Source organism: Deltaproteobacteria bacterium (assembly GCA_026388415.1).
Taxonomy (GTDB): Bacteria; Desulfobacterota; Syntrophia; order Syntrophales; family JACQWR01; genus JAPLJV01.
Window position 1 is genome coordinate 1 of record JAPLJV010000050.1, and the last position, 14878, is coordinate 14878.

General features: G+C 49.4%; 13 protein-coding genes and 1 pseudogene. 12 read left to right on the forward strand and 2 right to left on the reverse strand.

Translation table 11 applies throughout. The features are described from left to right. From NT140_10735 to hydE, 8 genes and pseudogenes are all read left to right on the forward strand, one after another. A partial coding sequence (locus NT140_10735; GenBank protein MCX5832339.1) for an NAD(P)H-dependent oxidoreductase subunit E occupies nt 1–216 on the forward strand: 216 nt, incomplete at its 5' end. Nucleotides 217–253: 37 nt separating this feature from the next. Beyond that, nucleotides 254–637 (forward strand): (2Fe-2S) ferredoxin domain-containing protein, encoded by a 384-nt coding sequence (locus NT140_10740; GenBank protein ID MCX5832340.1) that lies wholly within the window; start codon nt 254–256, stop codon nt 635–637. Between the two features lie 64 nt (nt 638–701). Beyond that, nucleotides 702–3758: an NADH-quinone oxidoreductase subunit NuoF gene (gene nuoF / locus NT140_10745; protein ID MCX5832341.1), complete on the forward strand. Its 3057-nt coding sequence runs from the start codon at nt 702–704 to the stop codon at nt 3756–3758. A 35-nt stretch (nt 3759–3793) separates the two neighbouring features. Then, nucleotides 3794–5554, forward strand: coding sequence for an NADH-dependent [FeFe] hydrogenase, group A6 (locus tag NT140_10750; GenBank protein MCX5832342.1), 1761 nt, complete (start codon nt 3794–3796; stop codon nt 5552–5554). Between the two features lie 90 nt (nt 5555–5644). Then, nucleotides 5645–7018, forward strand: a complete 1374-nt coding sequence (locus tag NT140_10755; protein ID MCX5832343.1) for an aspartate ammonia-lyase — start codon at nt 5645–5647, stop codon at nt 7016–7018. Then, nucleotides 7018–8286 carry a [FeFe] hydrogenase H-cluster maturation GTPase HydF gene (gene hydF, locus NT140_10760; protein ID MCX5832344.1) on the forward strand — a complete coding sequence of 423 codons (1269 nt, stop codon included), beginning with the start codon at nt 7018–7020 and terminating at the stop codon, nt 8284–8286. Before NT140_10755 ends, hydF begins: the two co-directional genes overlap by 1 nt. Continuing rightward, nucleotides 8279–9638 (forward strand): annotated as a pseudogene (hydG, locus tag NT140_10765) ([FeFe] hydrogenase H-cluster radical SAM maturase HydG). Before hydF ends, hydG begins: the two are co-directional and overlap by 8 nt. Continuing rightward, nucleotides 9613–10776, forward strand: coding sequence for a [FeFe] hydrogenase H-cluster radical SAM maturase HydE (hydE, locus tag NT140_10770; protein ID MCX5832345.1), 1164 nt, complete (start codon nt 9613–9615; stop codon nt 10774–10776). Before hydG ends, hydE begins: the two are co-directional and overlap by 26 nt. On the opposite strand, the gene NT140_10775 is transcribed toward hydE, so the two are convergent. Further along, on the reverse strand, nt 10681–11301 hold the full coding sequence (locus NT140_10775) for a DUF3786 domain-containing protein (GenBank protein ID MCX5832346.1): 621 nt from the start codon (nt 11299–11301) through the stop codon (nt 10681–10683). The genes hydE and NT140_10775 overlap by 96 nt on opposite strands. Nucleotides 11302–11303: 2 nt before the next feature. Continuing rightward, complete coding sequence (locus tag NT140_10780) at nt 11304–11879, reverse strand: molybdenum cofactor guanylyltransferase (GenBank protein ID MCX5832347.1); 576 nt, start codon at nt 11877–11879, stop codon at nt 11304–11306. Nucleotides 11880–12052: 173 nt separating this feature from the next. On the opposite strand from NT140_10780, the gene NT140_10785 reads away from it, so the two are divergent. From NT140_10785 to NT140_10800, 4 genes are all read left to right on the forward strand, one after another. After that, a complete protein-coding gene (locus tag NT140_10785) occupies nt 12053–12334 on the forward strand; it encodes a hypothetical protein (protein MCX5832348.1) in 282 nt (93 codons plus the stop codon). Further along, the gene (locus NT140_10790; protein MCX5832349.1) at nt 12325–12735 is read left to right on the forward strand and encodes a type II toxin-antitoxin system VapC family toxin; all 411 of its coding nucleotides are present in this window, start codon (nt 12325–12327) and stop codon (nt 12733–12735) included. Before NT140_10785 ends, NT140_10790 begins: the two co-directional genes overlap by 10 nt. 78 nt (nt 12736–12813) lie before the next feature. Next, a complete protein-coding gene (locus tag NT140_10795; GenBank protein ID MCX5832350.1) occupies nt 12814–14619 on the forward strand; it encodes a DNA methyltransferase in 1806 nt (601 codons plus the stop codon). 64 nt (nt 14620–14683) lie between these two features. Then, nucleotides 14684–14878 (forward strand): transposase (locus tag NT140_10800; GenBank protein MCX5832351.1); only part of this gene is annotated, 195 nt, incomplete at its 3' end.

Here is a 14878-nt window from a genome sequence, read left to right on the forward strand (position 1 = left end):
GCCTGTTATGTCCGCGGCGGCAAGTCTATTGCGCAAGAGCTGCAAAAACAATTTGGTATCAAGGATGGCGAAACTACGCCTGACCGGATGTTTACACTGGAAACGGTCCGTTGCCTGGGAGCCTGCGGTCTCGGACCTGTCATTGTAGTGGATGATCATGTTCATGGCCGAGTCAAAACGGCCAAGATTAAAGAAGTATTGAGTCAGTACAATTAATATGATTTTCAGCACATAAAAAATGGAGGAAACGCCGATGGCGAAATTAACTATTGCGGATTTAAAAAAAATTAAGGAAAAGGTGCACAAAGAAATGTCTCTGCGTGACGGCGACCGTCGCGTCAAAGTCACTGTTCATATGGGAACCTGCGGTATTGCCTCCGGCGCCAAGGAAGTTATGGATGTCCTGCTGCAGGAGATTGAAACCGCAGGCACAAATGATGTTATTGTTACCACATCCGGATGTATGGGACTTTGCAGCCGCGAACCCCTGGTCACCGTTGAAGTTTTAAATCAAGCACCGATTAAATATGAATACATGAATCCCAATAAAATGAGGCAGGTTTTTAAAAGGCATATTTTAGAGGGAGAAATTCAGACGCCCTTTGTTCTGGCGAAAGGCTCTGAAGTAAACAAATAAATTTATCGCCCATCCCGCGGTATATTATAGCGCGGGATCATTTCTGAAGGAGGATGTTGGCTAAATGAAGGTTTTTCGTTCACACTTATTAATTTGCGGAGGTACGGGTTGTCAATCTTCCGGCAGTCTCGCCGTCAAAAAAGCCTTATTAGAAGAAATTGATAATAGAAAATTAACTGAAGAAATAAAAGTCGTAGAAACGGGATGCAACGGCTTTTGTGCCTTAGGCCCGATTATGGTTGTTTACCCTGAAGGTGTAATTTACGTTAGTCTAAAACCGGCCGACATTCCCGAGCTGGTTGAAGAGCACCTGATCAAGGGAAGAATCATAGAGAGGCTCTTATATCGCGAACCAGGCACTGATAAAATAATTCCTACCATGCAGGAAATTCCTTTTTTTGCTCTTCAGGAATTGAGAGTTTTAAGAAACCGCGGGCTTATTGACCCCGAAAGAATTGAGGAATATATCGCTCGTGACGGTTATGCCGGCATGGCTAAAGCGCTTACGGAAATGACGCCGGATGAGATTGTTAAGGAGATGCTTGATTCCGGCTTACGTGGTCGTGGTGGCGCAGGATTCCCCACCGGGTTGAAATGGAAGTTCGCCGCTCAGTCCCAAAGCGATATTAAATATGTTTTATGTAACGCTGATGAAGGCGACCCCGGCGCCTTCATGGATCGAAGTGTTCTGGAGGCTGACCCTCACGCCGTTCTGGAAGGAATGGTTATTGCGGCTAAAGCCATCAACTCCGCTCAGGGTTACATTTACTGCCGCGCCGAGTACCCGTTAGCGATTCATCGTTTGAATGTCGCAATTGGCCAGGCTAAAGAAGCAGGCTTGCTGGGAAAAGATATTTTGGGCACCGGTTTTAATTTTGATCTGGAAGTTTATCAGGGCGCAGGCGCGTTTGTCTGCGGCGAAGAAACAGCCCTGATGACTTCTATTGAAGGAAAAAGAGGCATGCCTCGCCCAAGGCCGCCTTTCCCCGCCGTGGCCGGCCTGTGGCAAAAACCAAGTATCCTGAATAACGTGGAAACTCTGGCTAACGTCGGACAGATCATGTTGCGTGGGGCAGCCTGGTATGCTTCCATCGGCACGGAAAAAAGCAAGGGCACAAAGGTTTTTGCTTTAACCGGAGATGTGGCCAACGTGGGATTGGTCGAGGTTCCCATGGGAACAAAATTAGGCACCATCGTTTACGATATCGGTGGAGGCATTCCCAAGGGCAAGAAGTTTAAAGCCGCGCAATTAGGCGGACCATCCGGCGGTTGTATTCCTATTCAGCATTTAAACGCTTCCGTTGACTACGAAAAGGTTGCCGAACTTGGCGCCATCATGGGTTCCGGCGGATTGATCGTCATGAATGAAGACAAGTGCGCAGTTGATATGGCCAGGTTCTTCATGGATTTCTGCCAGGATGAATCCTGCGGTAAATGTACTCCCTGCCGTGAAGGCACCAAGCGTATGCTGGATATTTTAACCAGAATTACGCAGGGAAAAGGTAAAGAAGGAGATATTGAGCTTCTGGAAGAAATGGCCGGAGTTATTAAAAACGCCGCGCTGTGCGGACTGGGGCAAACAGCTCCTAATCCGGTACTGAGCACCATTCGTTATTTCCGCAAAGAGTACGAGGAGCACATCCGCGAACATCGCTGCCGTGCTGCTGTTTGTTCGGTGATGTTTAAATCACCCTGTCAGCATACCTGCCCGATTGAGATGGATATTCCTTCCTATATTGCTTTGGTCAGAGCGGAAAGATTTGAAGATGCTTACAAGATAGTTTTGCAGACCAACCCTTTCCCCTCGGTTTGCGGCAGAGTCTGTGATCATAAATGCCAAAGCAAATGCCGCCGCGGCAATATGGACGAAGCCATAGCTATCAAATTCCTGAAGCGCTTTATTACGGACAACGCGCCACGTCCCAAAATTGAAGCCGTGCCTGTCACCCGTAAAGAAAAGATTGCGGTTGTCGGCGGAGGTCCATCGGGTCTAACTGCTGCGCGTGACCTGGCATTGCGCGGTTATAAAGTAACTGTTTTTGAAGAATTACCCAAAGCCGGCGGAATGCTTTATTGGGGAATCCCCTCTTACCGTCTGCCGCGAAACATTCTGGATTCTGAAATTGACGATATTCGCCAGTTGGGCGTAGATATTCGCCTGAACACACGCATCGGCCGCGAAATATCATTCAAACAGGTGGAAAAAGATTTTGACTTTATCTACCTTGCCACCGGCGCTCATAAGAGCCAGAAAATGGGGGTGCCGGGTGAAGATATGGGCAACGTTTTCGGCGGCGTTGAATTCCTGCGTGACTTTAATGCTAATGAAGATAAATGGCTGAAAGGCGAAAAAAGTCTTGGTAAAAAAGTTGCCGTCATCGGCGGTGGGAACTCCGCAATTGATGCCGCCCGTGTTGCTCTTCGTATCGGATCAGATGTAACCATTCTCTACCGCCGTTTAAGGCAGGATATGCCCGCGGCCGAAGAGGAAATTAAGGCCGCTGAAGAAGAAGGGATCAAGATCGAATACCTCGTCGCGCCACTGAAGATTGAAGGTAAAAATGGAAAAGTCAGTTCGATTGCCTGCCAGCGAATGACGCTGGGTGACTTTGACAATAGCGGCCGTAAGAAGCCTGTCGCTGTTGCCGGTTCTGAATTCACGCTAAATGTTGATGCAATTGTCGCGGCTATCGGCCAGGTGCCAGATATGAGTTTCGTCAATAAGAAAACCGGCGTGGAAATAAATAAGTGGGATTTTTACACCGTCGGTAATGATTATAAATCCCGCACAACTAACCCCCGGTATTTTGCGGGAGGCGATGCGGTAACCGGCCCCGATACGGTTATAGCGGCAATCGGCGAAGGGCATCAGGCGGCCGATGACATAGACACGGCAATCCGTAAAGCTAATGGTGAACCTGCTTACGAAAAACCGGCTCTGGAAAAAATTGATGTACCTTTAATCATAGACGAAGAAAGTATCGAAGCTCCTCAAACGGCTATGCCGGAAATGAGTCACGGCGCCCGCAAAGTGAGTTTTGCGGAAGTGGAGCTTGGCTTTAGTCGCGAAGATGCCATTAAAGAAGCATGCCGCTGCCTGCGCTGCGATGCGGCTATTTAGAATATTATTACAGAGCCTTTAAGGAGAAATAATTTATGTCAACCGTTAAATTGACTATTGATAATCGTCAGATAGAAGTAAATGCGGGCGCAACCATTCTGGAAGCCGCCCGCAGCGTTGGAATCAAAATACCCACTCTTTGCGCTTGGACGGAAATTAATCACACCCCGGGAGCCTGTCGGGTTTGCATGACAGAGGTAGAAGGTCAGCGCAGCTTGATTGCGGCCTGCGTTTTCCCAGTAGCTGAAGGTATGGTTGTCTATACCAATACGGAAAAAGTGCGTATGGCTCGGAAAATGGTTGTGGAACTGTTACTGGCCAATCATCCGCAGGAGTGCAACTTTTGCGTGAGAAACGGAAGCTGCGAATTGCAGAAAGTCGCTGAGTTTGTCGGCCTTAAAGAAGTCCGTTTTGATTACACTCAATTCCCGAAGGAAGGAATGATTGACCATTCCAGCCCCTCGATTGTTCGCGACAGCCGCAAGTGCATTGAATGCCACCGTTGCGTGGCGGTTTGCGAGCAGATTCAGACGGTCAGTGTTTTGACCCCAGCACATCGCGGCAATCATGTTAAAGTTGTTCCGGCCTTCAACCTTCCGCTTGTTGAATCCAATTGTATCGCCTGCGGTCAGTGCATTCTTGTTTGCCCGGTCGGCGCTCTTTACGAAAAGGATGATGTTGATTTAGTCTGGAAAGCGCTGCAAGATCCAACTAAACACGTGATCGTCCAGGAAGCGCCGGCAATTAGAGCTGCTCTGGGTGAGGAATTCGGTATGCCTCCGGGAAGTCTGGTTACCGGAAAAATGATTACCGCTCTACGCAGGCTGGGATTTGATAAAGTATTTGACACCAATTTTACGGCCGATCTCACCATCATCGAAGAGGGCAATGAATTGCTTAAACGTGTCAAAGAAGGCGGAAAACTCCCGATGATCACATCCTGCAGTCCTGGCTGGATCAAGTTTTGCGAGCATTTTTACCCCGATCTTCTTGATCATCTGTCCACCTGTAAATCACCGCAGCAGATGTTCGGCGCATTGGCTAAAACATATTATGCCGAAATTTCCGGAATTGATCCGAAAGACATAGTTTCCGTATCCATTATGCCCTGCACAGCCAAGAAGTTTGAGGCCCAGCGGCCGGAAATGGCGAGCAGTGGTTTCCGCGATGTTGATTATGTTCTTACCACTCGTGAACTTGGCCGGATGATCAAAGAAGGCGGCGTTGATTTTGTCAATTTGCCGGACGAAGATTACGATGCCCCGATGGGTGAATATACCGGCGCCGGAACAATTTTCGGGGCGACCGGCGGCGTTATGGAAGCCGCCCTGCGAACTGTCTATGCCGTTGTTACGGGAGAAAACCTACCCAGCTTGGATATAACACCTGTACGTGGCCTGGAAGGTGTTAAAGAGGCAACCGTTAAGGTGGGACCTTTGGGCGATGTCAAAATCGCTGTGGCGCATGGTCTGGGTAACGCCCGTAAAATCATGGACAAAATCCGCGCGGGAAAAGCCGATTATGCCTTCATTGAAATCATGTGCTGCCCCGGCGGTTGTATATCCGGTGGGGGGGAACCGATCCCTACCAATAATGAAATCAGAGTGTTACGTTCAGCGGCTCTTTATAACGATGATGGCAATGTCCAGAAAAAACGTCAGTCTCACGAAAATGAGTCGGTCAAAAAGCTATATGAAAATTTTCTGAAGGAACCTTTAGGACACAAGTCGCACAAGCTTCTGCACACCAAGTATGTAAAAAGAGGCGACGAATTGCCTCATAGAAAAGATAATTAAATTGTTTACCCAAGATTAGCTACCATAACAAAGAGGTCTGTCCTGCCGGACAAACCTCTTTGTTTTTTCAGCCAAAAGTACAGGTTATTTATGAGAATCGAACATGATTTTCTGGGATCATTAGAAATACCTGAAGATGCTTATTGGGGAATACATACCCAGCGAGCCATTAATAATTTTCAAATCAGCGGCATGAAAGTAAATGACGTTCTGATCAGAAGTCTTGCGCTGACAAAGAAAGCATGTTGTTTGGCCAATCTGGAAACCGGCCATCTCTCGGCGGAAAAAGGAAAAGCCATTATTGCCGCCTGCGATGAAATTGCTGCCGACAAGCTCTCTGACCAATTTCCCGTTGATGCGCTGCAGGGCGGTGCCGGAACCTCTACCAACATGAATATCAATGAAGTCATTGCCAATCGCGCCATTGAGCTTCTCGGCGGACAGAAAGGTAATTATTCTCTTATAAATCCACTGGAAGACGTCAATCTGCATCAATCCACCAACGATGTTTATCCCACAGCTCTAAAAGTTGCCGCTATTTATAGACTGCGCGATTTATCCAAAGCCATTTCCGGTCTGCAGGGAGCTTATCAGGAAAAGGAAAAAGAATTTGCCGCAATCGTTAAACTGGGGCGTACAGAATTGCAGGAAGCCGTTCCCATAACTCTCGGCGCGGAATTTTCCGCTTTTGCTGAAGCATTTTCCCGCGACCGCTGGCGAACTTTTAAGTGCGAAGAACGCCTGCGTGTTGTAAATTTAGGCGGAACGGCCGTGGGAACAGGGCTTGCCGCACCGCGCGATTATATTTTTCTGGTCATCGAAAAATTACGTGATGTAACGGGGCTGGGACTCTCCAGGGGCGAAAACATCCTGGGAGAAACCGCTAACGCCGATTCTTTTGTCGAAGTTTCAGGAATACTGAAAGCTCATGCCGTTAATCTCATAAAAATATGTAACGATCTGCGACTGATGAATTTTCTGGGTGAAATCCGTCTGCCGCAATTGCAGGCCGGTTCTTCCATCATGCCCGGTAAAGTGAATCCGGTCCTGGTTGAATCGGCCATACAAGTTGGCATGAAAGTTATTGCTAATGATGCAATTGTTACCGAAACGGCAGCTCGTGGCACCTTGCAGATCAATGAATTTCTGCCTCTGCTGTCCCACGCCCTGCTGGAATCGCTGGATATTCTGATCAATATCAATGGACTGCTCACCGCACATGTGCGTGGAATTAATGCCGACAAAGATAAATGTGATGAATATTTCAATGCCAGTCCCATGATCATCACGGCTTTGCTGCCGGTTATCGGGTACGAAAAGGCAACAGAGTTCATTACAGAATTTTCATCCGGAAGCGAAGGAAACATGCGGTGGTTTTTAGAAGAAAAACTGGGCAAAGAATTGACCGACAAGATATTCTCTCCCTATCAGTTAACGGCTCTGGGCTATAAGGATAAAGAATAATGGATAGCACCCCTAAAGGAAACCGGCTGCATATAGCGCTTCTGGGTCGAACCAATGTCGGCAAGTCCAGCCTGCTGAATTTAATACTCGGTCAGGACATCGCCATCACCTCGCCTATCGCCGGAACCACGACAGATGTTGTGGAAAAAGCCATGGAGCTTTTACCACTGGGCCCGGTGCTTTTTCTGGATACGGCTGGTCTAGATGATATTTCGGAACTCTCCGGCGTACGTTTGAAAAAAACAGCCAAAGTATTTGACCGTACCGACGTCATCATTTTGGTCACCGAGGCTGATATCTGGACAGATTTCGAAGAAGCAGTTCTAACCGAAGCACAAAACCACCAGATTCCTCTATTGATGGTCATCAACAAAATCGATTTGCGTAAGCCTTCCCCGGATCATCTGAAATTTCTGCAATCAAAATCAGGTTGGATTTTAACCGTTTCCTGCAATGATGAAACAAACCGTCAGAATTATCTGGAGGCTTTAAAGCACCAACTGCTGGAAGTTGCCCCTGCAGATTTTATCGGGACGCTATCGCTCATTGGTGATTTGCTGCCACCGGGCGGTCTGGCTGTTTTAGTAGTACCCATAGACCTGCAAGCGCCCAAAGGCCGGTTGATTCTTCCGCAGGTGCAGACCATCCGTGATGCTCTTGATAACGACGCTATGACGCTCGTCGTTAAGGAAAGAGAATTGGCCGCAGCACTGGCCAACCTGAAAACTCCGCCTGCCATCGTCGTGACGGATTCTCAGGCCATTCTTAAAGTAACAGCCGACGTTCCGAAAGATATTCCAGTGACCACCTTTTCCATTCTATTTGCGCGGCAAAAGTCCGATTTGAGTATCATGGCGCGGGGAGCGACGGCCATTGACACCTTGCAGCCGGGCGACAGGATTTTGATTGCCGAGGCCTGTTCCCATCATGCACTGGAAGACGACATTGGCCGGGTGAAAATCCCCCGCTGGCTTCGGCAGTACGTCGGCGGTGATTTGCAGATAGATACATCTGCCGGACGGGATTATCCCGATGATTTGAAAAAGTATAAGCTGATCCTGCATTGCGGTGGTTGCATGATAAATCGCCGGGAAATGCTCACCCGCTTGCGCAAAGCACAAGATGCCGACGTTCCGATCACCAATTATGGTGTGGCGATTTCGTTTCTGCAAGGGGTAATCCGGCGCAGTCTGGCGCCCTTTCCTGCAGCACTGGATGCCTTCGAAAAAGAAGCAGGAAAGAATAAAAAAGGAAAGATAAATGATTAAAGATTTTATTGATGATGCAAAAATTGAAAATCTGCTAGAAAAATCAAAAAGTCCATCTGGCGAAAGAGTTCGGGAAATTATAGTCAAGGCTCTGGAACTCAAAGGTCTCTCACCCGAAGAAGTTGCCGTTTTGCTGCAGACGGAAGATGACGAACTCATCGGGCTTATCTTACAGGCGGCACACGAAATAAAAGAGGCCATTTATGGCAACCGCCTTGTTTTGTTCGCTCCCCTTTATGTTGCCAATCTCTGTTCCAATAACTGCCTGTATTGCGGTTTCCGGAGCGACAATCGCCAAAGAAGTACAGGTTCTGGAACGCGAAGGCCATAAACGCCTGCTGATGCTCTGCGGCGAACATCCTACCCGCTCCAGTCTTGATTATTTTATGGAAGCAATTGAAACCGCATATTCCGTCAAAACTGAACATGGAGGAGAGATTCGACGCATTAACGTTGAGCTTGCTCCTCTCGAAGTTGATGGATTTAAGCGCTTGAAAAAAACCGGTATCGGCACCTATCTTTTATTTCAGGAAACGTATCATCATGAAACCTATAAAAAGATGCATCCGGCCGGCCCCAAAAAAGATTATACATATCGGCTCACCGCTATGCATCGTGCGCAGGAAGGCGGCATTAATGATGTGGGCATGGGCGCGCTCTTCGGTCTGTATGATTATAAATTTGAAGTATTGGGCCTTTTGTTTCACGCCCTGCAACTGGAGAGGGACTGTGGCGTCGGACCTCATACCATTTCCATTCCGCGCCTGGAACCGGCTTTCAACGCACCGGCGTCCATCAAACCGCCGCATCCGGTCAGCGATCATGATTTCAAGAAGCTTGTGGCTATTATCCGACTGGCCGTTCCCTACACGGGGATGATTCTCACCACCAGAGAAACAGCGGCTACGCGCGCTGAAGTTTTTGCACTGGGTGTCTCCCAGATCAGCGCCGGATCACGTACCAATCCCGGCGGCTATCAGGAAGATACAAGCGATGCCTTCCGTGCCGCTCAGTTCAATCTCGGCGACACCCGGACATTAGATGAAGTCATTTTAGATATCACGGAAAAAGGACACATACCCAGCTTCTGCACCGCCTGTTACCGCTTGGGGCGCACCGGCAAAGACTTTATGGATCTCGCCAAACCGGGCCTGATTCAGAAATTCTGCCAGACCAATGCCGTTTTTTCTTTTAAGGAATATCTACTCGATTACGCCAGCCCAGCAACCCGCATCGCCGGTGAAAAGCTGATCCAGCAGACGCTTGCCGAAAAATTCAAACCGCAACGAAAAAAATCTGTCATGAATAAACTCCAGAAAATTGAAGATGGTAAAAGAGATGTCTATATCTGAATCCGTAGAAAATCTGATCGGCAAAGCTCAAAATGGCAATGATTTAAGCCGCAAAGAAGTTATACGGCTGCTTTCCGTACCGGCTGAGTATTCGCCTGTACTTTTTGATGCTGCCGATAAGGTCAGAAAAGAGCAAATGGGTGATGAGATTTTTTTGCGTGGCATTATGGAATTTTCCAACCACTGCGAACGTAACTGCCTGTATTGCGGCCTACGCAAGGGCAATTCCAAACTTAGTCGCTACCGGATGACGGAAGATGAAATTATAGCTACAGCAAAAGAAATCAAACAATCTGGCGTTCCTACAGTGGTGCTGCAATCCGGTGAGGATTCCTTTTACAAGCCCGATACTATCTGCCTTCTGATCGAACGAATTCGAAAAGAAACAAATTTAATCATCACCTTATCCATTGGCGAGCGTACTTTAAATGATTATAAAGCATTTCAGCAAGCAGGGGCTAATCGCTATTTACTCAAGCATGAAACGGCTTCTGTCGAACTTTACAAATATCTACGTCCAGGATCCAATTGGGATGATCGCCTTCAATGCCTGCGCTGGTTGAAGGAACTCGGTTTCGAAACCGGTACGGGAAACATGGTGGGGTTACCTGGTCAAACAACAGAAATATTGGCCGATGATCTGCTGCTGATGAAATATCTTGATGCGGATATGCTGGGGATAGGTCCATTTATTGCGCATCCCGACACGCCCCTCGCGGGAATAGACAATGATGATCTTGATCTTGAATTGCGGGTCATAGCTGCCGCCCGTCTCATCACCCGCGACACCAATATCCCCGTGACTACCGCGCTTGCTACTCTCCATCCCCGAGGGCGGCTTCAGGCGCTTCAGGCCGGAGCCAATGTTGTCATGCCGGATTTTACACCAGAAATTTACAAAACCCGTTATGATATTTATCCCGGCAGGAGGGATGTCGGTTCAGCACTTGAAATAATCAGCAAGCTGGAAAAAGACTTTTATTCCATCGGTAGAACCATAAATTACAGTGTCGGTAACAGGCAGACTAAAAGATATTATGCTTCATTTAGCAAGGGCCATCAATTTGTAAACCACCGTGCCGGCGAGGAAAGCAATATCCTCAACACCCAGAAAATGCTTGACGCCGGCATCAAATAAAATATTACCATCCGGAGGGAATTCTTCGTCTTCCTTCCAGAGGATCAAGGTAATGGGAATTCTCGGAAATGGCCGAAAAGTCATGGAGACATCGCCCATTTTGGCGTCTATCCCCCCCAATTTCTGACCTGCCTTGCGGAACAGCTCATGGTCGGAACCAAATGTTTGCACCATTGGAACCTGCGCCCTTTTCAGGAAGGGCTGGTAGTAAAATTCCCCGGAAGGTATTTCGCGAAAGGTAATCGGTTGATTGGTCGGCGGGATATCCTGGGCGCCCAGCAGATAGTGCAGGATAAGCCCCTGTTCCTGCAGGGACAGCTTCGCTTCACTATCCTCGTATTCCACGTGACCCTCGGGATAGGTAATATTGACCGGTTTTATGAAGAAGGGCAGGGTAATCTTCCCAACCGGATTAAGGGGGGAAAATTCTGCTCCGGCATTACGGCAGAGAGCTTCCGGATCACGGGCAGGCAGAATCTCCCTCGCCAAAGCCAGTACGTTCAGGAAATCATCAACTCTCGGCATGCTTACGACTCTTTTGTTATAGTTTGCAGGTCGTCATAGGTATTCACATTGAGAAACATTTTCTTTTCCGGATCGAAGGTGTCTGTTATGTCGTCGCGGATAGTAAGTGTTCTGCCACTCTTGTAAAAACCCGCAATTTTCAGTTTATCCTGGTCGAGCAGGTTTTTAATTGCCGGGAGACACTTTTTGTCATAAACGGCGTGCAGCGGCTGCCAGCCATCTCCGGCATCGGGCGCCACAATATCGTAACAATCGCCTCGACTGATCATATACTCAATAAACTTTTTAGCGATAAAAGGCATGTCACAGGCACAAACAAAGGCCCGGTTATGGGATGCAAAGAATAGCCCCGTGTAAAGCCCACCCAGAGCGCCTTTGTCAGACACAATATCCGTCACGATGGTTACGTTCTGATCAAGATAGGCGAGCGGGTCATTGGCAACGATGATCACTTCCTCAAAAATATCCTTAAAGATGCCGACTGTGCGATCAATAATCCGGCTCCCATTAACGACCAGAAAGGCCTTGTTAGTCCCGATGCGACGGTTTTTACCACCGGCCAAAATTATCCCGGTCATCGGGTATAATCCCTGAGGATTGGTAGGCATGTCTCGACCTTCTGAGCTTTTTTATGGCACCTTACCCCGCCGAAGTCCATGTGTCAAGTTTGGGAAGTTTATCGTAGAATAGGACTTGCTTTTATCCACAATTGTCATTAAATCAGATAATCATATTTTTACAGGAGGAAGCGATGATCCAGAATATCACCGTCACCGACGCGGTCCGGAACTTCTCGGAACTGCTCAACAACATCCGTTACCAGGGCGAGCGATACACGATCATGAGGGGGGGAAAGCCGGCGGCGACCATCGGACCGGCGGCAGGTTCCGTGAAAGAACGGAAACTGTCCGACCTCAAAGATATTATGCGCAACCTTCCCCGTCTCGAAGACGATGGAGAGGCCTTCTCGCGAGATATTGCGCAGTCCATCATGGCGCAGCCGCCCGTCGGGGAAGGAAATCCATGGGCATAATCTTCGACACATCGGCGATCATCGGCATCGAACGTGGTCATGAATCTCTCGACACTCTCATCGCCGGACGGGAAGAAGAGCCTTTCGGCATCAGCGTCATCACGGCGGCCGAACTTCTGCACGGTGTCGAACGGGCTGATACGGAAGAGAGAAAACTCAGGCGGCAGGCCTTTGTGGAAAAAGTGATAGAATCCTTTCCGGTTTTCCCCTTCGATCTGATGACCGGCCGGATTTACGCCAGCATCTGGGCCGCCGTAGCAAAGAAAGGGTGGACCGTGGGCGCCCACGACCTCATCATCGCCGCCACCGCCATTTGCCTGGATTACACCGTCGTTACGGCCAACATCCGGGATTTCGAAAAGATCCCGGGGATAAAATTTGAAAGACTGCTATTGCCATGAAATGCCGAAAGGAAAGAGCTTCGAGGACGGCCATTTCAAGAATAATGGCGCGGTACATATTAAGGAGGAAATGACGTCATGACGGAAAGCGCACAGAACCTGCTCTACTACGGGGATAATCTGGATATTCTCCGTCGTTATGTGAAGGATGACACGGTTGATCTCGTTTACCTGGACCCACCTTTCAACTCCAATACCAATTACAACGTTTTGTTCGCGGAAAAAGATGGGGGCAAAGCGGCGAGTCAGATTCAGGCATTCTCGGACACCTGGACCTGGACGCAGGAAGGCGAATCCGTCTTTGCGGAGATCGTGACGGCGGGCGGGAAGGTCTCCGATTGCCTGCAAGCATTCAGGACCTTCCTCGGGGAATGCGACATGCTGGCCTATCTCGTGATGATGGCCCCGCGCCTCATGGAACTTCGCCGTACGCTGAAGTCAACGGGAAGCATCTATCTTCACTGCGATCCGGCGGCAAGCCACTATCTGAAGATGCTGATGGACGCCGTTTTCGGACCGGCCAACTTCAAGACGGAAATCGTCTGGAAGCGGAGCAGTGCCCACAGCGACGCCAAACAAGGCCGCGCCCAGCATGGTCGAATCCATGATGTAATCCTGTTCTACACGAAGAATGACAAATGGTTCTGGCATCAGGTATTCACCCCCTACGATCAAGAATATGAGGACGATTTCTACAAGTACACGGAAAAGGGGACAGGGCGCCGGTATCGCTTGAGTGACTTGTCGGCAGCTAAGCCGGGAGGCGATACCAAGTATGAATGGCGGGTAAAACGGCGCAGTGAAGGCGGCAAATGGGAAAGTGATCTGACAGACGAGTGGAAGGATCCGCAAGATGGATACGAGTACAAGGGCGTTCCGCCATACAAGGGGCGATCGTGGGCGTATTCCAAAGCAAACATGATCGAGTATGCGCAGACCGGACGTATCTGCTACACCGGGACGGGGACACCTTGCTACAAGCGTTATCTTGACGAGATGTCGGGCGTCCCGCTTCAGGACTGGTGGGGAGATATCGGACCGATAGGGGCGCAGGCTGCCGAACGCCTTGGCTACCCGACGCAGAAGCCCGTTGCGCTTTTAGATCGAATCATCCGCAGTTCATGCCCCGAAGGCGGCGTTGTTCTTGACCCCTTCTGCGGTTGCGGTACCACGATTGCCGCCGCGCAAGCGCTGGGCCGTTTGTGGATCGGGATAGACATTACCCATCTGGCGATTACGCTCATCAAGCAACGCCTGAAGGATTCCTTCGGCATCGAACAGGTTGTTCGCTTCACGTCGGCTGGGAAAGGCGAAACGGCGAAAGTCGGGGAAGCGGCGATGGAATACAAAAAGGTGACCAAGCGGCCGTTCCGGGTTCTCGGTGAGCCGACCAGCGAGCCGGATGCAGCGGCATTGGCAGCCACGGACCCCTATCAATTCCAATGGTGGGCGCTTGGTCTGGTCGGGGCGCGGCCCGTGGAGCAGAAAAGGGGCGCCGACAAGGGAATTGACGGCCGGATCGTCTTCCAGGCAGATAAGTCGGGGACATTTGCCAGTGTGATCCTGTCCGTGAAAGCGGGAAAGACCGGCGCCGCGCATGTCCGCGACCTGAAAGGTGTCCTGGAGCGGGAAAAGGCGGCCATCGGGGTTTTGATCTCGCTGCAGGAAGCCACGTCCCCTATGAAAACGGAAGCCGTTACGGCGGGATTCTACAAGTCGGCGTTATGGGGACGGAAGTATCCAAAGATTCAACTTTTCACGGTAACCGAATTACTGGCCGGAAAGACCATCGAAATGCCGCCGATCCGGCAAGTTGGAGCGACCTTTAAGAAGGCGCCGAAGGCGTTAGAGAAGAAAGATAAACAACAGGCTTTGCCGATTTGATAATATGGGGACACCTTACTAGTTATTTATTGACAAGCTCCGCTTACAATGAGATAGCACCAACATGGCAAGAATTGCGCGAGTGGTGGCCCCTGGATATCCCCATCACATAACACAACGAGGCAATAGGCGGCAGGCGACCTTTTTCCGTGAGGAGGACTATCGTCTATATAAGCAGCTTATGGCGGAATGGTGTTCTTTCCATGGGATTGCAGTATGGGCATACTGTCTCATGCCGAATCACGTTCACCTGATAGTG

Coding starts and splice junctions, on each gene's coding strand:
- NT140_10785 (MCX5832348.1), top strand. CDS start 12,053: ATGATCCAGAATATCACCGTCACCGACGCGGTCCGGAACTTCTCGGAA.
- NT140_10755 (MCX5832343.1), top strand. CDS start 5,645: ATGAGAATCGAACATGATTTTCTGGGATCATTAGAAATACCTGAAGAT.
- NT140_10790 (MCX5832349.1), top strand. CDS start 12,325: ATGGGCATAATCTTCGACACATCGGCGATCATCGGCATCGAACGTGGT.
- NT140_10740 (MCX5832340.1), top strand. CDS start 254: ATGGCGAAATTAACTATTGCGGATTTAAAAAAAATTAAGGAAAAGGTG.
- hydE (MCX5832345.1), top strand. CDS start 9,613: ATGGTAAAAGAGATGTCTATATCTGAATCCGTAGAAAATCTGATCGGC.
- hydF (MCX5832344.1), top strand. CDS start 7,018: ATGGATAGCACCCCTAAAGGAAACCGGCTGCATATAGCGCTTCTGGGT.
- NT140_10750 (MCX5832342.1), top strand. CDS start 3,794: ATGTCAACCGTTAAATTGACTATTGATAATCGTCAGATAGAAGTAAAT.
- nuoF (MCX5832341.1), top strand. CDS start 702: ATGAAGGTTTTTCGTTCACACTTATTAATTTGCGGAGGTACGGGTTGT.
- NT140_10780 (MCX5832347.1), bottom strand. CDS start 11,879: ATGACCGGGATAATTTTGGCCGGTGGTAAAAACCGTCGCATCGGGACT.
- NT140_10775 (MCX5832346.1), bottom strand. CDS start 11,301: ATGCCGAGAGTTGATGATTTCCTGAACGTACTGGCTTTGGCGAGGGAG.
- NT140_10795 (MCX5832350.1), top strand. CDS start 12,814: ATGACGGAAAGCGCACAGAACCTGCTCTACTACGGGGATAATCTGGAT.